The organism is Geofilum sp. OHC36d9, assembly GCF_052400685.1.
Taxonomy (GTDB): domain Bacteria; phylum Bacteroidota; class Bacteroidia; order Bacteroidales; family Marinilabiliaceae; genus CAZHHH01.
This window is the reverse complement of record NZ_JBQTGJ010000004.1, coordinates 14,496-37,310: the sequence shown is the minus strand read 5'-3', so window position 1 is coordinate 37,310 and position 22,815 is coordinate 14,496. Positions and strand designations below refer to the sequence as shown.

General features: G+C 42.3%; 8 protein-coding genes. 3 read left to right on the top strand and 5 right to left on the bottom strand.

Annotation, left to right across the window (positions count from 1 at the left end; all coding sequences use genetic code 11):
* Nucleotides 1–28 precede the first annotated feature (28 nt).
* On the bottom strand, nt 29–4,858 hold the full coding sequence (locus ACT3CD_RS06340; RefSeq protein WP_444644007.1) for a pectinesterase family protein: 4,830 nt from the start codon (nt 4,856–4,858) through the stop codon (nt 29–31).
* A 305-nt stretch (nt 4,859–5,163) separates the two neighbouring features.
* Here ACT3CD_RS06340 and ACT3CD_RS06335 point away from each other — a divergent pair, with 305 nt between their 5' ends.
* Nucleotides 5,164–9,468, top strand: coding sequence for a two-component regulator propeller domain-containing protein (locus ACT3CD_RS06335; protein WP_444644005.1), 4,305 nt, complete (start codon nt 5,164–5,166; stop codon nt 9,466–9,468).
* Nucleotides 9,469–9,656: 188 nt separating this feature from the next.
* On the opposite strand, the gene yidC is transcribed toward ACT3CD_RS06335, so the two are convergent.
* The 3 genes from yidC to ACT3CD_RS06320 form a co-directional block, all read right to left on the bottom strand.
* Nucleotides 9,657–11,513 carry a membrane protein insertase YidC gene (yidC, locus tag ACT3CD_RS06330; protein WP_444644003.1) on the bottom strand — a complete coding sequence of 619 codons (1,857 nt, stop codon included), beginning with the start codon at nt 11,511–11,513 and terminating at the stop codon, nt 9,657–9,659.
* 46 nt (nt 11,514–11,559) lie between these two features.
* The gene (locus ACT3CD_RS06325) at nt 11,560–13,185 is read right to left on the bottom strand and encodes a CTP synthase (protein ID WP_444644001.1); all 1,626 of its coding nucleotides are present in this window, start codon (nt 13,183–13,185) and stop codon (nt 11,560–11,562) included.
* A gap of 608 nt (nt 13,186–13,793) precedes the next feature.
* Nucleotides 13,794–15,689 carry a DUF349 domain-containing protein gene (locus ACT3CD_RS06320; protein WP_444643999.1) on the bottom strand — a complete coding sequence of 632 codons (1,896 nt, stop codon included), beginning with the start codon at nt 15,687–15,689 and terminating at the stop codon, nt 13,794–13,796.
* Nucleotides 15,690–15,982: 293 nt separating this feature from the next.
* Here ACT3CD_RS06320 and trmD point away from each other — a divergent pair, with 293 nt between their 5' ends.
* The gene (gene trmD, locus ACT3CD_RS06315) at nt 15,983–16,660 is read left to right on the top strand and encodes a tRNA (guanosine(37)-N1)-methyltransferase TrmD (protein WP_444643997.1); all 678 of its coding nucleotides are present in this window, start codon (nt 15,983–15,985) and stop codon (nt 16,658–16,660) included.
* Here the strand turns inward: trmD and ACT3CD_RS06310 are convergent.
* Nucleotides 16,657–19,530, bottom strand: coding sequence for a PD-(D/E)XK nuclease family protein (locus tag ACT3CD_RS06310; RefSeq protein WP_444643995.1), 2,874 nt, complete (start codon nt 19,528–19,530; stop codon nt 16,657–16,659). The genes trmD and ACT3CD_RS06310 overlap by 4 nt on opposite strands.
* Nucleotides 19,531–19,863: 333 nt before the next feature.
* On the opposite strand from ACT3CD_RS06310, the gene ACT3CD_RS06305 reads away from it, so the two are divergent.
* Nucleotides 19,864–22,686, top strand: a complete 2,823-nt coding sequence (locus ACT3CD_RS06305; protein WP_444643993.1) for a 2-oxoglutarate dehydrogenase E1 component — start codon at nt 19,864–19,866, stop codon at nt 22,684–22,686.
* Nucleotides 22,687–22,815 lie beyond the last annotated feature (129 nt).

Below are 22,815 nucleotides of genomic sequence, written 5' to 3'. Positions count from 1 at the left end.
CGGCTTTTACAAAAATAAATTTGATTGGTTAGTGTGTTATAACTTTGGTTATTTTTCGGCCATCGGAGGTAATGGTTTCGATTAACCATACGCCTGCCGGAGTCTCAAAGGAACTGTCTCCATTTATTTGTTTGGTTAGATATAAATAGCCGTTTACGCTATAGATATTGACAGTTGTTGTAATTGTTACCTCTTTTATGTAAACATGATTGTTAATGGCATAAACAACGCCATTAATGTTTGACTCATGCGTAACAATGCCAACGTTTGTATCGTTATCAACCAATGTTTGTATGGGATCCCAATCGTCGTTTCCTTTGGTAAAATTAAAGGCAGTTATGGGCGTGCCATCATTTAAAATGGCACTGCTCAGAAGCGTTGACCAGGAGGCGCGGCTGTCCTGATTATCTTCGCCTGATGCTTCAATAGTACCAAATTCATACATTTTGTCTGATTCTCCACCCAGGGTGCTTAGCCATCCGGCAGCATTTATGAGTGATTTGTCTTCAAAGCCGGGGTATTCTGAAGTCTGAATGGTGGTATTGTAAAATACGACCTCGCTGGTGGTTGCCTGCCATGGGCGACCTAAATAGCCGGGCTTTGAACCATAAACCGATGCGGTTTCTACTTCCGGAATGGCCGATTTTATGGTGCATTCGTACATTAGGTACCCGCGACCTGAGGTTTGTTGAGCTGCTGTGATGTAGCATAAATCAGTACTGGCGTCGCTGGTGTTCATAACCAAATCTGTTTTATAAAATACAGCTGCCATGCCGCCAAATAAGTAGTCGGTAGCTCCCATCATTGCACCTTTATAAACAACCACGCGACTGTTAGAGCCGCCAAAGAAAGAATCCTGACGTCCAATCACGCGACATTTATTGAGAACAATTTTGTCGGTGTTATTAGTGATGGCGATAGCAGCAGCCCGCTCAACAAAAGATTTTTCCTGAACTGAGGTGTTCCCTGCATCGGTTGGACGTTGTCCTTTGCTGCCCGATTCCCACATGACCACTACATCTTCCGATTCTTTTTGAGAAATGTATTGATTGAAGGAGTTTTCGAAAATGATTTGTTCTGCTTCAAAGCCATTGGCACTTACAACGACGGTTGCATTCCAGTATGAGCCGTTGGTGGTACCAGCACCTGCATTATTATATGACAGATAGCCATTTTCTTTATTGACACGAAGTATTTCGGCATTCCATTTTTGATCGTTGCCCATACTATAATAGTCATAGCCATGCCCATAGTATGATGTTATGCGTACGGCACCTTCGGCTATATTTACACCCTTGTCTACGATCGCTGTGCTTGGCGTTGCCGAGGCATTTTTGAAGGTTATATTCGGAGTATCAATAATGAGCATTTCCTCATAGTTGCCAGCATCTATCAATACCGTGACTCGCTCATTGTCGGGACGCTCCATACTACGAATAGCATCCAGGGCTTCATTGATAGTTTGGTAGGGCTTGTCAGCTCCAACTTCCAGTTCACTCTGGTAGTTCATTACAGTACTTACTTTAATATCTGTGATATAGGTGGTGCTGGCTTGGGGGCCTGCTGTTATCGTCACATAGCCTGCGGAATTGCCGGGGTAAGTATAGGCAGTCGATTCAAATGTACTGGTGCTGCCACTGTTGGTGGTGAAAGTCTCACCGCCATCTATTGAGAAGTCGGCCGAATAATAATAGGTAATGGTGATTTTCTCGCCGCTTTCAACAGGTATTTGAACCGTCGCATCGGGTTTCATGGTCATGTGACCCTTGGCTATTTCGTTACCAATGGTTCCTGAGAGTAGCAATCCGTTGTAGGCTGTTCCTGAGATGACTTTATCGTCGAACGACCATCTTTTTATGGGTTCGAAAGTGATGACTTTGGTGGTGTTTTCGCTGTTAACGATCAAATTAGATGTTAACGCCATTTTTACAGGATAGGCATCCAACCCTGAAGCTGTAATGACATAAGTGCCGTTACGCAATGCTATTGATTCGTCAGGAGCAAATGTATAGCTATAGCCTTCTTCGTACAGATTGCTGAAGGTGAGTGTCAGATTTTCTGTTTGGGCGGTTGTCAGGCCTTCAGTAGTTATATCTATATTGTACTTCGTTTTTGTATCGAAAGTCAGATGACTGGTTTGGTCAGTCTCAGCCATCGAAATGGTGTTTGACGTCAGGACGAAGTCATTGACTCCGAACGATACGATGGTATATGAACTGTTGGCTTCCAGCTGTACTGAATAAGTCCCGTTTTCAATATCAATCTGTGGTTCGGGGATGTAAATCTTATTGGCGGATGGATCGGCAATAAATTTGAGTGACAGGTTTTGCAGATAATCATCCAGACCGGTGATGTTTCCACTTAAAGTATAAAGCTCAACTTTTTTGATTGAGATATTATGCGTCGTTGTGGTCTCCGTAATTTCCAACGAATTTTCATTGCTGATAATGTACCCATTGGCATCAGAAAGACTTATCTGGTAGGTGTAGCCCATTGGCAGATTGACGCTGTATGCTTCTTCTGAAACAGGTGCTTGCCACATCTTTCCGGCCTCATTGGTGAAGACGACTGAATATCCGGCAGGGATGTCTGTCGCTTCAGTTATATCAACACTTCCTGTAAGTGGGAGATAAGTGGCATTTTTTCGATAAATGCGATAATAACTGGGTTTCCCTTGATCATCAAATAGATGGTAAACCCCTTCTGATTTGGCAACAAATTGAAGGGTTGTTATGTCGGATGTTATAGTTGTTGCGTCAGTCTGAGCTTCCGGATTGTTGACATATTCAAAAGTGATGCGTCCGCCGGCATCGGTTTTGGTTACAATGGTTACTTCATCGTCTTCCTTTAGAGCCAGGCTTAAGTAACGTCCCGTATTGGCGGCTGAGTTGACATAAATGCGTCCTGTATAATCAGTGGCACCGGCGATGTTTTCATCATAACGGGTCAGATTGGTATTGGTGGTTCGTAAGCGGTCATTGCCGCCGCCAACCCAGGATAGAATGTCTGAGCTGAAATTTGGCAATACCTGTGCCGAACTGCCCGGTGTTATTTCTTCTGAGTACCAGGTATTAATAATGGTTTCTGTTAGATGGTTATTGTAGATGGCTTCATCCAGTTGCTGTGCGCCAAAATCCCAGACATCCACTTTCCCGTTCGATGGGATACTTGCAGCCATATTTTGAATGCTAACGCCATGTAAATAAATTTCGGCACTGGGGTAATCGGTGCTTTTTAAGGTTGCTGTGATAATGCCGGCTTCTCCTTCATAGCTGAAACTGTTGGTGCCGCATGCACCAGTGCCGATATTATGTGCAACTGTTGAGCCTAAAACGGAGCCTTCGCTGTCCGTGAATTCGTAAATAGCATCAATGGCGCTTCCGTACTGGCAGGTGTTAAATGTAATGGTTGCATCACCGGCCACCACAAAATCGATTGAATTACCTGAGAATAATACGGCGCCATGCGATGAATCGTGGTAGCCGAATTGTAAGGTTGTTGTTTCGGTATTACTGTTGATGGTTACAATCGCATCATTTGTGATGAAAGTTGAGTAGCGCAGTGAAGAATAGCTTGTTTGTGGCATTTCTGAGCCGTCGGTGAAGCTATAAGTGTAGGTTTGTCCGGCTTCTGCCTCGGCGGTTATGCTGTTGTCTGCTATCTGCAATGTATATGAAGTAGGGCTGGTTGATTCATCAGCGAATGTTATTTCCAATGTACCTCCATTGATGTTAACCGCTTCAATATCACCCGAAAGGATTGGGGTGAAAGAAGAAAGTGTTTCACCATTTAAATCAATGCGGATAGATGCTGATTCGGTAGTGGTACTTATTATCAGTCCGTTGCTTACGGTGACAGAAGGTGGCGTGGTGACGTCAGTGCCGGCAGTAAAAGTGATTTCTGTTCCGTTTATGGTGATGGTACCGGTTTTTTGCACCCAGGCTGAAAGCTCTACGTCGTAAGGTACAGGTACAAGTTCTATAATAGGAATATAGGTGGTTCCTTCAAAGGTGAATTCTACGGTTCCCGCAGTTCCCACATACAGAAAATCGACTGTTGAACCATCGGTGTGGTAACATTCGGTTGTTTGTGATGGCTGGCTGTTTGTCTCAAATTCGCCTGTGGAACTTGTTGCCGTGATGGTTCCGTTGGAATATTGGCAGCCACCAAAACGAATCGTTGTATTACCCCCTACCTGAAGGGTGATCTTGTTTCCCGTTTTTAGAATGGAGCCGTGGGTGGTCCCATTGTAGTCGAAGGCATTACTGACGCCGGGTTCAATTTTAAATAGTCCGCTTTCGATGTCTATATTGCCTTCGGTATCGGCAGGGATAATACTCTCATCACGTAAGTCGAAGCTATAAATTATGTTTTTTTCAGCTGTAGTGGCTGTGGCACCCAGCTGTGCCGGGATAACCTCTATAACAGGGAGGTATAAGTCATTACCGGTACCGGTCGAGGTTGTGAATGTGAGGGTTGTTGCAGCACCGTTGTAAACGAAATCGTAGGTGTCAGTCAAATCATTCGTTACTGCGGTGTTTTGTGTGCCCAGATCGCCTGTCTCTATCGCGGTTCCAATCATTTGCAGATTGGAGTATTTTGAGCCTAAAAATCGAATGGTTGCAGCTCCGTCAATTGTTAAGGTAATAGTTGCATCAATTTTCATGTTAAGCCCATAAGTTGTACCATGGTAGCTATAATCACCACTCAAGGCGAGCTTTCCATCGGTACTTTGACCATCTGTAATAATGGTTCCGTCCGTGAAATCGTAGGTGTAAGTTCCTGAAAGTTGACCATATGTCATGAATAGACCCATGAACAATGTCGTAAAAGTTAAGAGTAGTCTTTTTTTTGTCATTTGATTTTTTTTATTATGGATTTTAAACTGATTTTGGATAAAATTAACCATCTTAAAGTTCTTTGACCCTGTAATTTTTGCCGTCACACTGGTAATTTTTGCCGAATTATGATGTCGTTATCCAGGACGTTATTGTGGTTCTGTTGTGCTTGCTAATTTTTTTATTATAAGGTATTTAGTAGTTATTTTTTTAGGTTGGAGTTTTACTGTTCATCAATATGTCCCCATTATTTGGGCATTTTGACACAGGGTGTGGCGAGTGATTTTGTTATATTTGAGAGTAACATCTGGAACGAATGCTATCTGTGAGAATAACGTTTTTTGTCATTTTATTGGTCCTCGGCTTTTCGCTGCCGATGATGGCGGGTCATGATTACATTTTTGAACATTTATCTGTTCAGGATGGACTGCCTCATAACAGTGTTTCAGCTATGATGCGCGATAGTCGTGGATTTATGTGGTTTGCAACGTGGAACGGCGTGAGTCGATATGATGGAGAGCATTTTGCCAATTTTCGTCCAGACGATGGTATTTCTTTAATTACGGGATCCAATCGCATTGAGATGTTACGCGAAGACATTTATGGTAATGTGTGGGTGAGAACTTCCGATAACCAGATGTTTAGATTTAATAAATTCACCGAACAGTTTGAGGCGTTACAGGTCCTTCATGGACGTTCTGTTCATCTTTACATCCGGAAGGCTCTTTTTATGGGCGATGGTGAGATTTGGTTATCAACACATACGGGAGAGATTTATCGAGTGCAAACAGACTCGGTAACCAATCATTTTGTATTAGATAATTTTAATGATTTAAGCAGTCTTCAGGAAACAAGCGGTGTTGGGTTCAATCTTATGGGGGCCGATATTAATGGTGGTATTTGGATGCAGTCGTCTTCTGGTTTATTTCGGTTGGATAGGTTCATGATGGAAATAGAATCGGTTACGCCTCCAGACTACCAGCTGGCTGAGGGGTTTCACTGTTCTGCCTGGAAGTCGTTGGCAAATTGGGTGTTTTGTGGAACCAACGATGGTCGTCTGTTGGTATATGATTTATTGAAAGACCATTGGCTGCCGGCTTTGAAGCTTTCTGAATCTTCAATATCCTGTTTTGCCGTTACTTCTGGTCAAACCGTTTGGATCGGGTCGCAAGGCGATGGCGTTTTCCAATATTCTGTGATGCTTCAAGAGGTTGAAGCGAAATATAGTCATCCTCATGTGAAAGATGTTTTGAAGTTATATCCCGATTCTAAAGGGCATATTTGGGTTGAAACGGTGCATCCGGGGATTTCGAAAATTGATGTGCGCACTAAATCTGTTCGTCATTATGCGCAGGAGCTGGAGGTGGCGCCTGATGTTCGTCCTTTTGCGCAGTGTGGTTTTATGGAAGACAAGGAACAAGTGCTTTGGATGACCTTGAAAGGTGGTGGATTCGGCTATTATGATGAGGTGATTGATGAGGTGGTTTACTTTTTTAATAAACCCGGCGATCCGGCACGTAAGGTCTCTAATTTTGTTAACTGTTTTTACAAGGATTCTACAGGTGTCTTATGGCTAAGTACATATTTTAAAGGGCTTGAAAAAATTTCGTTTATATCTCGTGATTTTACTCATTTTCAGCCGGTAAAACAGTCTTATTTGAGCATTGATAACGAAGTTAGGTCGATATTGGTCGATCGATTCGGACTGTCCTGGGTGGCAACGCGCAAAGGGGAATTGTTTATTTTCGATCGTCATTTTAATCTGTTACGAAGATTTGATGATCTGGATGGCGAGCCCATAGGTCGTGTATATGCACTTTTGGAAGACTCTGAGGGACACGTGTATTTGGGGACCAGAGGGCGAGGGTTATTCGTTTTGCCGCGTCGAAATATCATGGATTTTGAGTCAATTCATTTTTTGCACCAGACGGACAATCCATGGTCGTTATCAAATAATAATATTTATGCCTTTATGGAAAGAGAGGAAGGGGAGGTTTGGATTGCAACCTATGGTGGTGGCATAAATATTTTTCGTGACGGACGTTTTTATAATGCCGGCAATGAGTTAAATTATCCGGATGGAAAGGCTCAAAAAATAAGAGCTATTTCGGCGGATAGGGAAGGTAACGTTTGGCTGGCTACCACAGAAGGAATCGTATTGGCCCGTAAAGATAAAGCGGATAACTGGTGTTTTAAACGGTTTTGTCGTGACGATGGTAGTGCGCCTGAATTGCCTGGTAACGATGTGTATTACGTATTTTGCGATCGGCAGGGTAATATCTGGTTAACAACCATAGGTGGCGGAATAACTTGTTTGCGTGAAATTCGTAATGTCAGTGGGGTTGATGTTTTGAATTTGACGAACTACGGAACTGGCTCGTCAGGTAACATGATTTATACTTTGGCTGAGGATGAAGGCGGTGATTTGTGGATGGCAGGAGATAATGGAATTTCTTTTTTCAACAAGGATTTGGGGCTCATTCGGAATTTTGGAAAGTATGAAGGTTTAGGTAATGCCGTGTTTTCTGAAGGGGCCGTAGCTAAAGGGCCTGGGGGAGTTTTGTTTTTTGGGGCCAATAATGGGCTCTATTTTTTTGATCCATCTGAGTTCAAACATGAACCTCAAACAGTTCGTATGGTGTTTACCGGTTTCCGGTTGTTTGGGAAGGAAGTGAAGCCAGGATACGGGGCGCCACTGCAAAAGGCGGTGTCTCTCCGACCTGTAATTAGGTTGAAGCATAATGAAAATGTGTTTACCATTTCCTGGACAGCCCTCTACTTCAAGTCGCAGAGAAAAATGACCTACCGGTATCGACTGGCGGGTTTTAATGATCAATGGAAGACGGTATCTGGAATTTGCGAAGCTGATTTTGAACGCATTCCTCCCGGGCATTATAAATTCTGTGTTCAGCTAATTGGTGATGATTTTAAATCGTCGGAAGGCGAATTATCACTCCGGATTGTTGTGGATTCGCCGCCTTGGAAATCGTCGTGGGCCTTTGTGGGCTATGTTATGCTTTTGCTGATTCTTTTAGAATGTACGCGCCGTATTGTAACCACTATTATTCGACTTCGCAATAAGGTTGTTGTGGAACAGCAATTGTCGGAACTTAAACTTCGTTTTTTTACCAACATATCGCATGAATTACGTACTCCATTAACTTTGATTCTGGGCCCTGCTTCCGAAATGCTTCAGAGTGGTGATTTGTCGGATAGAGGTGAACGTTATCTTCAATTGATTCACCAAAATGGAACCCGTTTGCTGCATTTGGTAAATCAGTTGCTTGATTTACGAAAGATTCAAAGTCGAAAAATGAATTTGTCATTTTTGCCAACCGAATTATCCACTTTTATTAGTGGGGTCGTGAAACGATTTGAAGCGGCTGCCTCCAATATGAAAGTGACTCTTGTTTATGATGGCACATTATGTAATGGAGTGGTCTGGCTGGATGCCGATAAAATGGAGAGTGTCATTTCTAATTTGTTATCGAACGCCTTGAAGTTTACGCCTGAACATGGACGTATCGAAGTGTCCTGTCGTCAGGATATTTTAAATGGATTTTGGTTGATTGAAGTCCGTGATTCAGGACCGGGCGTAAAGCCTTCACAGCGGGAGCGGCTTTTTGAATTGTTCGAGAGCTATAATGGGCAGGGACACCGGGGCAGTGGTATTGGATTGGCCTATTCGCGTGAATTAGTGCGCCTTCATGGTGGAGAGTTAACTTATCATGATGTGCCTGGCGGGGGGGCTTTATTCCGCATCGCAATTAAAGGAGTCATACAACCTTCAAAAGTCGTTGATGTTAATAACAGTATCGAATCTGCTAGCGAAGAGGAAGAAAACAGTCCATTGGAATCTGCGGCTTCATTTGATTCAAAGCCTCACATTCTGGTGGTGGAGGATAGTGATGACATGAGGCAGTTTTTGAGGATGCAGTTACAGGAGCATTTTGTGGTTGATACAGCTATTGATGGCGCCGAGGGATTGGAACAGACCAGAATTTTGAAGCCGGATATTATTGTGTCGGATGTTATGATGCCAAAAATGGATGGTATTGAGATGTTGGACGCATTAAAAATGGATTTTGAGACCAGCCATATTCCTGTCATACTACTGTCGGCACGTGTTTCGGTGGAAGCGCGTCTTACGGGGCTGCAATATGGTGCCGATGCGTATATCACGAAGCCATTTAATAACCGGGAATTATTAGCTCAGATCTATAATCTATTGCATCAGAGAGAGTTGTTGCGACGGCGTTTTGCCAATGGAGTCATGAATACATCTGATCCTGATAAATTGGAAATGACACGACCGGATACGGATTTTTTGGAAGCGGTTCGGCAAATTGTGGATGATAATTTGACTCGCACTGATTTTCATATTGAAGATATTTATGTGTCTTTGGGCATGGGACGAAGTAAATTTTATGATAAGATGAAAGGCCTGACTGGTTTTTCGCCTATCGACTTTGTGAAAGAGTATCGACTCAATAAAGCCATGGAGCTCCTTCGTAGTGGGCGTTATAATGTGTCTGAAGCATCTTTTATGTCCGGATTTTCTGACCCCGGTTATTTTAGCAAATGCTTTAAGGAACGTTTTGGAATGTTGCCATCGTACATGATCAAATGAAGGGTTAGCTACCTGCCTGTTAACGACTCGTAATCTTTATTGTTTAGATGTTCTCTAATATTGGATGTCGGCGGTTTATCTTTAAAAAAACGGTTGTCAGAAATTAATTTTCGGAACTGATATATGATACAACAAAAACATCCGACGATTTTAGCCGCCGGATGTTTTTGTGAGTGTAAATATTGATGTTATTTTTTCCTTTTTTGAATCTGTTGTTGTTTTGACATATCTTCCAAACGTTGGGCGAATTTTGATTTTTTCACCGGTTTCTTTTGGTTGGCATGTAGGCGTTGAAGTATTTTTTTCTCATCAACAAACCTGCGGATTAAAAGTGTCTGGCCAACAGTGATCAGCGTTGAAATAAAATAATAGTAACTCAATCCTGCTGCGTAATTGTTGAAGAAGAAAAGGAACATTACAGGCATCATATACATCATTCCTTTCATGCCGGGCATCTGGCTGGTCGATTGCGTCATCTCTGAGTTTATCTTGGTGTATGCCAGGTTGATAAGCGTCATTAACAATGTGAAAAGACTGACATGGGCGCCATAAAATGGAATACTGAATGGCAGTTCCAAAATACTATCGTATGTTGACAAGTCCGTGGCCCACAAAAAGCTCTCCTGACGTAATTCAATGGAGGCCGGGAAGAACCGGAACATGGCAATCAAAATTGGCATCTGCAGCAGCATGGGCAAACAACCTCCCATGGGATTGACGCCGGCTTTTTTGTACAAACTCATGGTAGCCTGCTGGCGTTCCATGGCTTTGTCTTTGGGGATGCGTTGGTTTATTTCTTCTATTTGTGGTTTTAAAACCTTCATTTTGGCCGACGACATGTACGACTTGTAGGTGAAGGGAAATAACACCACTTTTATAAGGATGGTTAGCAGCAGAATAATAATACCATAGTTGCTAATGGTACGTTCCAGGTAGTTAAAGACCGGAATCACAACCAATCGGTTAATCCATCCAAAGATACCCCAGCCCAGATTGATAAGTTGGTTTAGGGCAAGCTCTTCGCCATAACTATTGAGCGTATAGAAGTGATTCGGCCCAAAATAAAACTTGAAATTGATGGTTTCATTACGGGTAAAATCAACCGGAACAACTGCTTCGCTGCTGTTGTATTGTAAAAATGGACTGTTTTCATCCTTTTCGATTTCGCTTTTTACGACGGCACTGCTAAAAGCATCGTCAGCAATAAATACAGTAGAGAAGAACTGACTTTTATAGCCAATCCATTTCACTCGGGTACGTAACTCCTCATTGGCGTCTTTTGTGGTGCTGAGCCAGTCTACTTCATCTTTATAGTATTTGAAGTACAAACCCGAATATTGTTGTTCAAAGCTGCGCCCCTTTTCAAATGACAACATTTCCATGTACCAGTTAAAATCAAGCGTTCCTCTCGGCGTGGCCATTAAATTTTGTAACTGCCTGGTCTGAACAGCAAATTGGGCCATATATTCATCAGGAGGCAATACATAGTTAAATGTCAGTGCTTCGCCTTGTGCCGAGGCTATCTCGTATACAACGGAGGTGTCAGTTTGGCTTTTTAAATTAAAATAAAGGTCGTTGGTGTTGAATATGCGTGTGTTATGAGTAAACGTAAAGCCAAATTTATTTTTGTCACCGTCAAATAAAACTAATGGTTCCCCATCGTGTGTTTTGTAATCTTTTAGTTCAACGGAATAGATTTTACCCCCTTTATTTGAAAAGATAATTTTTATTTTTTCATTCTCAAGAGTGGTAAATGTGGTTTCGCCTTTGATAAAAGGAGACATCAAACCCGAGGCTTGTGCAAGAAGGGCCGATTGGGCACTATCTAAAGTCTCTGCTGCTTCGGGTAATGCTATGTTCTGACTCTCGGTTGCTGACAGTTGCGCGGCTATGCGCTCTTGTTCCATCAACGTTTCCACTTTCCTGATGGAATCCTGACGTGCCTGTAAGGCTTCCACTTCTTGTTGCGATGGCTTGTTAAAAAACCAGAATCCTATAAGTATCAGGGTTATTAAACCAAGTCCCGTAATCGAATTTCTATCCATATTGTTTATTTGATATTCAAGTCATTCTGTGGAACGACATGTTACTTTATTTTTGTTTCTCAGTCACTTTCAATTCTTGAATGGCCTTTTTTATAAAGGCTCTGAAGATGGGGTGCGGCTTTAGCACTGTGCTGCTGTATTCGGGGTGAAACTGAACGCCCATAAACCATTTTAATTCTGGTATTTCAACAATTTCAACAAGCCCCGTTTCAGGGTTAATACCCGAAGCCTTCATGCCGGCAGCTTCAAATTGTTCCAGAAAACTGTTGTTAAATTCATAGCGATGACGGTGACGTTCGCGAATGTGTTCAGTGCCATAGGCTTCGTATGCTTTAGTGCCTTTCAGAACTTTACAGTCGTATGCGCCCAAACGCATGGTACCTCCCATATCGGTGATGTTTTTTTGATCTTCCATCAGGTCAATGACCGGGTAGGGCGTAGTATGATCCATCTCTTTGGAGTTGGCTTTGTCAAGTTTTAGAACGTTACGCGCAAACTCGATGACGGCGCCCTGCATTCCCAGACAAATGCCCAAAAATGGAATGTTATTTTCACGTGCATGGGTCACGGCTAATAGCTTCCCTTCAAAACCCCGGTGTCCAAATCCCGGCGCAACCAAAATCCCTTGCAACCCTTTTAATTTCTCTGCGACATTGTCCTTCTGTATGTTTTCGCTTTGAATTAGGTTTACGTTGACTTTGTAGTCTTCGTAGGTCGCCGCATGAATCAATGCTTCAATGATTGATTTATAGGCATCATTGAGTTCTACATATTTTCCGACTAAGCCAATATTGACTGTTTTTTTTGCGTTTTTTAGTTTCGAAAGAAAATTTTTCCACTCTTTCAACTCCGGTTTGTGGTCGATGGGTAACTTTAGTTTTTCAAGAACGATTTCGTCAAGCCCTTCTTCCTGCATCTTAACCGGCACCTCATAAATTGTATCAACATCAATGGATTGGATTACGGCGCGGCTATCTACATTACAAAACAGAGCCGTTTTTTTTCGAATTTCCTGACTCAATTCTTTTTCTGTACGCAGAACTAAAATATCTGGCTGTACGCCAATTTCCAACAATGCTTTTACTGAGTGTTGTGTTGGTTTGGTTTTTAATTCGCCACTGGCGGCCAGGTAAGGTACCAATGTCAGATGAATGACTATGGCATTCGATCCCAAATCCCATTTTAACTGTCGAACGGCTTCAATGTAAGGAAGTGACTCAATGTCGCCAACCGTCCCACCAATCTCGGTAATCACAACGTCAAATTTGTTTTTATTGCCCAAAAGTTTGATGTTGCGCTTTATTTCGTCGGTAATGTGAGGTACAATCTGGACTGTTTTTCCCAGATAATCACCCCGTCGTTCTTTGTTAATTACATTTTGATAGATGCGTCCGGTGGTGACGTTGTTGGCCTGCGAGGTGGGAACATTCAGAAAACGTTCGTAGTGTCCCAGGTCGAGATCTGTCTCTGCGCCATCTTCGGTTACATAACACTCGCCATGTTCGTATGGATTAAGCGTTCCGGGATCCACATTTAAGTAGGGATCCAATTTTTGAATAGTTACCTTGTAACCTCTCGATTGAAGAAGTTTGGCTAATGAGGCGGAGATGATGCCTTTTCCAAGTGAAGAAGCCACACCTCCTGTAACGAAAACATAACGAGTATCCGGCACGATTGTGATATTTAATGATTTTACATGCTTATTTTCGAAGCTATAACAGCTCACAATAACTTTCTATTATCTGCAATTATCGCTTAAAATAAAGTCACAAAGGTAGCAAAATGATTGAAAAGTAGGAGTCGTTTTTGGTTCTTACTTGTTTCATGCGTTTATTATTTAGCATATGTACTGCCTGCCCCAAAACTACTGTGGCTGATAAGAAAGTTTTATTTTGGAGGATTGCGATGTTTTCAAAATGTGAGTTTACTGGCGTAAATCACCATTTTAAAAGCGAGCGTAACGAAAAACAGTGTTGTCTTGCTGACGCTACATCTCTTTCCAAAAACAATGTTCCTTATGCGTGTGACGTTTTTAAGGACGGCGTTTCATATTTTTTAATAATGATTTTTTGCCTGGTTTTACGGTCTCGGTTTTTGTGTTATGGTTATGATTTGTAGTTCGTTGTTTGGAAAAACAGCTGCCAAAGAATAATTATCTGGCAGCTGTTTTATTAAATTCTATTGTTTTACTGAGTGTTTGCAATGAATCTTGTGGCAGATTTCAATTTGCGTGAGCTTTGAGTTTTCTATGTCAAACTCTTTACTTACCGATAAGCCTCATTAAAGCATTTCTTCTATTAAATCCAACTTTTTGTTGAGTAATTCCATGTTACGCTTGCCACTTTCAATTTTATGCTGAAAATCGCGAATCAGGGCGTCTGAATTTTTAGATTTGGCAAAGAAACCTATGTTATTTTCCCAAACAATCAGGTCGTTTTCCAATTGTTTTAATTTACCGATTGTCTTGTTTCTTTCGGCTGTTATTTTTTCGTTAAACTGGGCGGTTGTTTTCCAGTTTTCCAGCTTGTTACGGAATTTTTGGAGATTTTTATCAACTTCATCCAGATTTAAATGATCGAATTTTTGGTTGATCAGGTTTCTGAATGCCTGATTTATTCTATCTTTTTCCTTGATTGGAACAAAACCTATTTCGGCCCATTTTTTTTGGAAATTTTGAAGTTTCTCAAAACTTTGGTCGCTCTCATTGTCAAGTTCAAAATTCTGAAGTTCCTCAATGATTGATTCTTTTAGTTTCAGATTTTCATCTTGTTTTTCGTCAATATGGCTGAAAAATTTTGATTTACGGTCGAAGAAATAGTCACAGGCTGTGCGGAATCGTTTCCAAATGGCATCTGATTGCTTACGTGGTACAGGCCCTATTTCTTTCCATTTTTTCTGAATCTTGATGTATTCGTCGGTGGTTTTTTTCCAGTCGTTATTTTCCATCATGGCTTCGGCCTTAAGGCAAAGCTCGGTTTTTAACTGAAGGTTGTTGTGTTGTACTTCTTTATAGTCTTTAAAAAACTCTCTTTTTTTATTGAAGAAAAGATCACAAGCAGAACGAAACCGTTCGTACACCAGATTATTTTCTTTTTTTGGCGCAAAACCGATGGTTTTCCATATTTGCTGAAGGTCTATCAGTTCTTTGCTCTTTTCTTCCCATGCTTTGGGATTGTTGAGCGTTTCATTCGCCAAAGCTTCGGCTTTCACGCAAAGCTCTGTCTTCACTTCCAGATTTTTAACCAGCTGATGTCTGAGATTTTCAAAGTGCTCCTGTTGACGCTGGTTTATTTGTGCCGTGGCGGCTTTAAATCGTTCCCATACTTCATCTTTCTTATCGCGGGGCACTGGTCCTATTTCGCGCCATTGATCGTGGTATTTTTGTAGTGTTTTAAAGGCTTTTACTGCCGAAGACTCAAGCAGTAGTTCTTCTGCTTTTTCGCACAAGGTTATTTTGCTTTCCAGATTCTTTTTCAGATCCAGATCTCGCAGTTCGTTGTTTATTTTTATATAGTTATAGAAGTTTTCTACATGCAAATGAAAGGTTTCCCATAAGTCGTGCAAGGCAGCCTGTGGTACTGGGCCTATTTCCCGCCAGCGTTGTTGCAGAGCCCTGAATTCCTGAAAGGTTTCGTTGAGAGATTCCTGACGGTTTATCAGATCTTTGATGCCTTCAATAACTTCATTTTTGGCTTGTAAGTTTTTTTCTTTTTCGTTGTCGGAATTGCTTTTTTCTTCGTCGCGTTTGGTGCGGTATTCATGAAGCAGTGCCGAAAATTCTTTTTGTAAGAAATCGGGTTGTGGAACAAATAATTCAACCGGCTCGCCCGAAGCAACAAACTGAGCTTTTGCCTGCTCTTCAAGAACTTTCGACGCTTCATCAAATCGATCACGAATTTGATTGATTGGCTCTTTTAGTTCCAATATCGGTTTTGTATGCAGCAGTTTTCTGAAGGTTGTAACCAATTCCTCACGTGAGAGTGCGCTGTAATCAACGGTCTCTTTGGTTTCGTTGTCGTCCGGCTTTTGTGGTATATCGTTATCAGAAGGCTGCGACAATTCTGTGTTCGCCGGTGTCTCGTTTGTCTCTTTTTCAGGAGAACTGGAGTTCGGTTGATTTTCTGCATTCAAATTCGTCTCTTCCTGAGATGAATTTTTGAGTTCATTTGCTTCCATCACCTTAGGTGTTTGGGGGTGCGACATCCTGGAGTGAACCTGTATTGTCTGATGGTCATTTTTGTGTTTGACGATGATTCTGTATCGCTAAAAATTGTCATTACAATAAAATGTCGCGATATGATTTTTATTCGCCGATGACTCATTTTCGGGTCCGCTCCTTTATTTAAAATTAACTACGAATATACCAAGTTCACGGTAATGCACAAAGTTTTTTGTTTAAATACTTAGAAATGGCTTTGTATTGACTACAAAAAGGGGGGCTTTGTTATCTTTGAGGAAATTTTCAGGCTATGCGTATCGATATTTTAACTTTATTCCCGGGAATGTTTCAGGGGCCTTTTAGTGAATCCATTATAAAACGTGCTTCTGAACAAAAGCAGGTTGAGTTGTTTTTACATGATATTCGCGATTTTTCAACCGATAAACACAGGCGTGTCGACGATTATCCCTTTGGCGGTGGTGCCGGAATGGTGATGCAGATTGAGCCCATCTCTCGACTCATTGAAAAACTGAAGTCTGAACGCCATTACGATGAAATTATTTATATGACGCCCGATGGACAGCGCTTGGAGCAGGGTATTGTAAATACGTTGTCGCTGAATAACAATATCATGATTCTTTGTGGCCATTATAAAGGCGTTGATCATCGTGTGCGTGACCATTATATTACCATGGAAATTTCGGTAGGCGATTATGTGCTCACAGGAGGAGAACTTGCTGCTGCTGTGGTGGTTGATGCGGTTGTTAGGTTGATACCCGGTGTGATTTCTGATGAAACATCGGCACTGACCGATTCTTTTCAGGACAATTTGTTGGCGCCGCCGGTATATACCCGTCCCGCTGTGTTTAATGGTTGGAAAGTACCCGACGTTTTGCTGTCGGGGCATCAGGCCAAAATTGATCAGTGGCGCGAAAGTCAGGCCATGGAACGCACGCAACGTTTAAGACCCGATTTGTTGGATGATTAATTCTTGAGGCAGTGTTGTTTAAAAGTGCAGATTTCACAACTTTTGGCGTTTTCTGTTTGCCGGAATGAAACCGCCGGGTTAAACAGTTCTTGTAGCGTCTCATCCAGATAATTTTGGTATTCGTTAATTACTTTATCAAGTGTTAACGTTTCTTTGGTGCGCCCATGGGTTAAATATATTTGTGTGTTGTAGTCTTTGGCATGCAATTCCTTAACTGCAATGACGCCTGGTTCTATCTCTTTTTCGCCGGTTATTTTTGATTTTACCAAAGCATATAGCAGGGTTTGAAAGATGGCCTTTTTGTCGTCGTGGTCTTTTTGGGTGAATAGCTGTTCTACGTTATTCATCGTTTTGCCGGCTTTCCCCGTTTTATAGTCAATGATGCGCATGATGCCTTTTTGCCGGTCGGTTCGGTCAATGGTCCCTCCAATATTGACTTCAATATTGTTACTGAGCTTTAGCCGGTACTCAACTTTTTCCTCCAATCCCAGCAATTGGAAGGGGGCGCTTTTCATTTCCTGTTTCAGAAATTGAGTGACGTAATTTTGAATGATGCTGTAAACCAAGCTTATTTTTCCTTGCAAGTCGGTGAAAAGATGTTTGGAGTCGCCTTCTGATTGTATGTTCTCGGCAAATATTTTATCCATGATGCTTCTGAGGTGATTGTGGTCTTTCAGCAGTTGTTCCAGATCCTGCTTTTCGATGGTTTGCCCTATAAATGGACGGTACAGGGCTTCCACTATTTGGTGAAAGAGATTCCCAAACATACGGGGATCTAAATCTTCGCTTATTTCATCAGCTTCTTTTATGCCGGCAATGTATTTGTAGTAGAATTTAAGCGGGCAGGTGAGATACATGGTGAGCGCGCTGGGCGATAGTGAACGCCCTTCGGGTAACAGCCATTGGTTTAGTTGCGTCATCACTTCGGCATTTTTTGAAGCTTCTATTTTGGGGGTGGCGGGGATGGTCACTTCCTGCAGCAGGGTTTGCATTTCTACTTGTCCCGGGTATTCATAATACAGTTGTTGTAAAAAACGACTCATTTCATTTTCTTCAGTCAAGGCTTGGTTGGTGGTGTAAACCAGATGTATCTTTTTTGCCCGATGGAGCAATCGGTAAAAATAATAGGCAAAAATAGAGTCTTGGTTATCAATGGTCGGAAGATCGAACCCTTTGCGTATATTATAAGGAATGAACGATACCGGGGGCGTGGTTTTGGGAAATGTGCCTTCGTTGAGTCCCAAAATAATAAGGTTCTGAAAATCCAGCAGACGTGTTTCCAGTATTCCCATCACCTGAAGGCCCGATAATGGTTCGCCTTTAAAAGGAACTGTTTGTTGGGTGGCTATTTGTCTGAAGAGTTGTTGCCATGTGGCTGCCGATGGAACCTGTGGTAATTCTGAGAGTAAATCAGACAATCGCTTAATTGCTGTAATCAAAAAGTAAATGAATTCTTTTTCAACTTTATTGTTATCGTCTTCGGCCAGTTTCAGATATATTTGTGTTAATATTTTGTTTAGATAATTGGTGAGTTCCGGGGTGGTTTCAATTTTTTGAAAAATTGATTTTAGTAATTCGTCTGATTGAAGTTGATCTCCAATGATGAATATCTGCCGGCTTTTATTGAGGCGTTGTATCAGTTCGTTACTTCGTCCTTTAAGCAATGTGTTCATATATTGATGACGAAGTACGGCCATCACTTCGCGGTGATAAAACCATGTTTTACCTTCTTTGGTGCGACGTGTGGTCTTTTGCATGGCCAGAATGGCATCTACCAGGGCAAATGCGGGCGTGTTTTTTAACGGATACCCCAATGTAATATTGATGGCTTTATATTTTTCGGGAATGGCATGTAAAACCGGTAGTAATTGTTGCTCATCGGCCAGTATGAGACCTGTTTTTTCGCCATTGGCTCCATCCGGTTCCGAGGCTTCTAAAAAATGGTTGGCTATGGCGGCTTGCACCAGTTCGTTTGAGGCTGCTGAAATGGTGATGGTGGGATAGTCCGGATTAAATGGTGCGTCCCAGTCGCGTGGCGACGGATAATTAGCCAGGTTGTATTGAAGGAATCGCCAGGCTTCATGATCGGCTTTTATCTTTACCGGAGAGTCGTTGGGTTGTGGCACAATCCATTGTGGATAATCCCAGAAAAAAGAGGCTTTGCCCTGCAAATTGAGATAATGAAAGACGACTTTTTCGCAATTGTTGAGGGCGTTGAATCCGGCAAAGACAACGCGTTTCCAGGGGATTATAATGGCGCGTTCACTGCGAATGCTCTCGGCTACGCTCCGTGATACCATGCCCTGATAGGCCAGACCCTCGTCTTGCAGGTTCTTGCGGTATTGGTGGTATAGCGTGGGTAACTTTTCCCATAAAGATAAAAAGCTGGTCTGTTGCTCCGATAATTTTTCTGGGTTGAAGCTTTCCCAGAATGTACGAATGGCATCTATCTGCTCCTTGCTCAGATGACTGAAGTCGCCTTCCATGGCTTTGATGGCAGCCAAATTGGAAAATACCTGATCGGCATCGGCCAGATATTTATCTATATCATTGAAATCGTTGAGCAACATTTCGCCAATGGGCAGAAATTCATCGATGGTGACATCTGACGGCATCACCTCGCAATAGTTTAGGTGTAACTTAAACAGGAGGGTGATAGTGTCGCTAACGGGCGTTGGATTCAGTTGATGAAAAAAATCGCTGATAGTAAGTACCTCGGGCGACCACATGGGCCGATTGATGCGTTCTGCCAGCGCCTTGGTGAAAAAAAGACCTGCCCGGCGGCTCGGAAAAACAAAACAAAAATCATTTATTTCTGTTAAATTGTTTTTAATATAATAGTCGGCCAGTTTTTCCAGGAATGTTTGCATTCTTTTTGTAATTTGGAATGAATTCCAAATATAATTTTTATAATGTAATAATTGATGGAGAAATGTTTTTAGTTATTAGCTAAAGTTTTCCCATTTTTGGCGAACTCGCCGCGGATTTGGTTGTTATAATAAGTATTAGCAAGAAAATTTAAGTGCTTGATAAGAAAAATTCAAATTTAAGGCTTGCGAAGTGCGAAAAATGTGAGTTTACTGATGATAATGAACATTTTGAGGACAAGCGTAACACAGACGTTGGACTTTTTTGCAAGGACTAATTACGAAACACTAATTTGTGGTGATTGATTTATGTCGCGGATAAAATAGTAATCTAATATGGATGATTTTTCGTTTGTGGGTAATAGTGAAATAGCTTCAATAGAAGCACTATACCAACAATACCAAACCGATCCGGCGTCTGTTGACCCCGGTTATGTTCAATTTTTTAAGGGGTTTGATTTGGCCTTGAAACAATTTCAGCCGGTTCCGGGACATGTTATTAACAAAGAATTTAATGTTATTAACCTGATTCATGGCTATCGGCAACGTGGTCATTTATTTACCAAAACCAATCCGGTGAGGGCCCGTCGGCAGTATTTTCCGACACTTGATATTGAGAATTTTGGCTTGTCGCAAGATGATCTCGAAACGGTTTTTGAAGCCGGGTCGCAGATTGGCCTTGGGCCCGCTAAGTTGAAGGATATTGTAGCCCATCTTCAGGAAACCTATTGCCAGTCCATTGGTGTAGAGTATTTATATGTGCGAAGACCCGAGGTGGTTGCATGGATTCGCGAAAAGCTGGAGTCCAGGAGAAATCAGCCTACGTTTAGTGCCGAAGAAAAAAAGAGAATTTTTCGTCAGCTGAAACGGGCTGTGGGGTTTGAATCATTTGTGCATAAAAAGTTTGTGGGCCAAAAGCGCTTTTCTCTCGAAGGCGCTGAGTCGCTCATTGCCGGTTTATATGCTTTGATTCAGCAGGGGGCGATCATGAATGTGGATGAGTTTATTATTGGAATGGCTCACCGGGGACGCCTTAACGTGTTGACCAATATTCTGGAAAAGCCTTATCGGACGGTATTTCAGGAATTTGTGGCCGACGAATACGATGAAAGTGTTTCGTTGGGTGATGTCAAATACCATTTGGGATACGATAATACCATCAAAGCTGATAATGGCCGTGACATACGTCTGGCATTGCTGCCCAACCCGTCGCATCTCGAAGCCGTGGCTCCTGTTGCCGAAGGTTTGGCCAGAGCCCGTGTTGATCATGTACACAATGGTGATTTTGATAAAGTGGTGCCGGTGATTATTCACGGCGATGCCGCTGTTGCTGCACAGGGCGTCGTTTACGAAGTGGTGCAGATGGCCCACTTGAATGGATACAAAACTGGCGGTACAATTCATGTCGTGGTAAATAACCAGGTAGGATTTACAACTAATTATGTGGAGGCCCGATCCAGTACTTATTGTACGGATGTGGCAAAGGTCACTAATAACCCGGTGTTTCATGTCAACGGAGATGATGCCGAAGCCATTGCTCATGTCTTTATTTTGGCCATGGAGTACCGGCAAGAGTTTAATACCGATGTGTTTATTGATATTCTTTGTTATCGTAAATATGGCCACAACGAAGGTGACGAACCTCGTTTTACGCAACCGTTGCTTTATAAATTAATAGCACAACATCCTACACCTCGCGACATATACGGGCATCAGCTGGTGAAAGAGAATGTGTTAACGGCCGGCGAACTGAAAGGTTTGATTGATAGTTACGATGCGCATCTCGAAGAGGAGTTTGAAGCATCTAAAGATGCAGGGAAATTGAGTATGGCCCGTTTTCTGCCCGATTTGTGGTCGTCGTTTGTGTTTCCGGAACTAGAGGATTTTGAAAAGGAAGTAGAGACCGGTGTTGATGGAGAGGTGCTTCACACGCTTTGTGAAAAGATGAACCATTTGCCTGAGGATAAGAAGTTCTTCTCGAAAGTTCACCGGATTCTGGGCGAACGCAAAAAAATGTTTGATAGTGGTAAAATTGACTGGGCCATGGCTGAGTTGATGAGTTATGCCACGCTGGTTACCGAGGGTTACCCCGTTCGGTTGAGTGGTCAGGATTCGGAGCGTGGTACCTTTGCCCATCGACATGCCAGTTTCGCCATTGAAGATGCGCGTGAAAGATATATGCCTTTGCGCGATATGCCGGATTTTTCGGCTGCGCCTTTTAATGCTTTTAATTCCCCGCTTTCTGAATATGGTGTGATGGGTTTTGAGTATGGATATGCACTGGGCGTGCCAAACGGACTGACGATTTGGGAAGCTCAGTTTGGTGATTTTTATAATGCGGCTCAGATTATTGTTGATCAGTATATTAGTTCGGCTGAGGAGAAGTGGGGGTTACTCAATGGATTGGTGCTTTATCTGCCGCATGGTTTTGAAGGACAAGGTCCCGAACATTCCAGTGCCCGCATCGAACGGTTTTTGTCGTTGGCGGCACGTAATAATATGGAGGTGATGAATTTTACCACTCCGGCAAATCTGTTTCATGCCTTGCGCCGTCATATGAAGCGTAATTTCAGAGTACCGATGGTCGTTTTCACCCCTAAAAGTTTATTGCGTCATCCCAAATGTATCTCGTCGATTAACGATCTCGAAAATGATGGCTTTAAGTCGGTCATCGATGATGCTAATGTGAATGTGGAGCATGTGACCCGTTTGGTCTTCTGTAGTGGCAAAGTTTATTATGATCTGGCGGCCCGAAAAGAAGAGTTGGGGGCCACCAATGTGGCTTTGGTTCGTATTGAACAGCTGCATCCATTCCCGCGTAAGAAGGTAGATGCCATTTTTGAAAAGTATTCAAAGGCTTTATTAACATTGTGGGTTCAGGAAGAACCGGAAAATATGGGCGCCTGGAATTATATTCGTAGCATGCTGCCCGATCGTCAGTTGGTCCCTGTGGCGCGGCGTTCCAGTGCCAGTCCTGCTACCGGACTGGCCGGCTTGCATGTGGTAGGTCAAAAGGAAATTATCAATAAAGTTTTTAAGGCTTGTCATTGCGATAAAAATCTTCCCTATTGTAATCTTAATTGCATGGAAGGTAAAACACGCGAAGAAATATTGAAACAACATTATTATTTTAGTGATCCGCCACGGTTTTCTATTTAAAAATAATCATTGGTGTCCGGTAAAAATTTAGAGAAATGATTAGAACCCAGCTTCAATGTGCGAGCCAGAGATTTTAGGAGATATTGGGGTTGCTTTCCGCCTCAAGGAATTTCCGTTAAGAAAATTACT

Bases quoted from the DNA above. Each gene is read 5' to 3' on its own strand.
- ACT3CD_RS06320 (WP_444643999.1), bottom strand. From the start codon at position 15,689: ATGGAAGCAAATGAACTCAAAAATTCATCTCAGGAAGAGACGAATTTG.
- ACT3CD_RS06305 (WP_444643993.1), top strand. From the start codon at position 19,864: ATGGATGATTTTTCGTTTGTGGGTAATAGTGAAATAGCTTCAATAGAA.
- ACT3CD_RS06340 (WP_444644007.1), bottom strand. From the start codon at position 4,858: ATGACAAAAAAAAGACTACTCTTAACTTTTACGACATTGTTCATGGGT.
- trmD (WP_444643997.1), top strand. From the start codon at position 15,983: ATGCGTATCGATATTTTAACTTTATTCCCGGGAATGTTTCAGGGGCCT.
- yidC (WP_444644003.1), bottom strand. From the start codon at position 11,513: ATGGATAGAAATTCGATTACGGGACTTGGTTTAATAACCCTGATACTT.
- ACT3CD_RS06310 (WP_444643995.1), bottom strand. From the start codon at position 19,530: ATGCAAACATTCCTGGAAAAACTGGCCGACTATTATATTAAAAACAAT.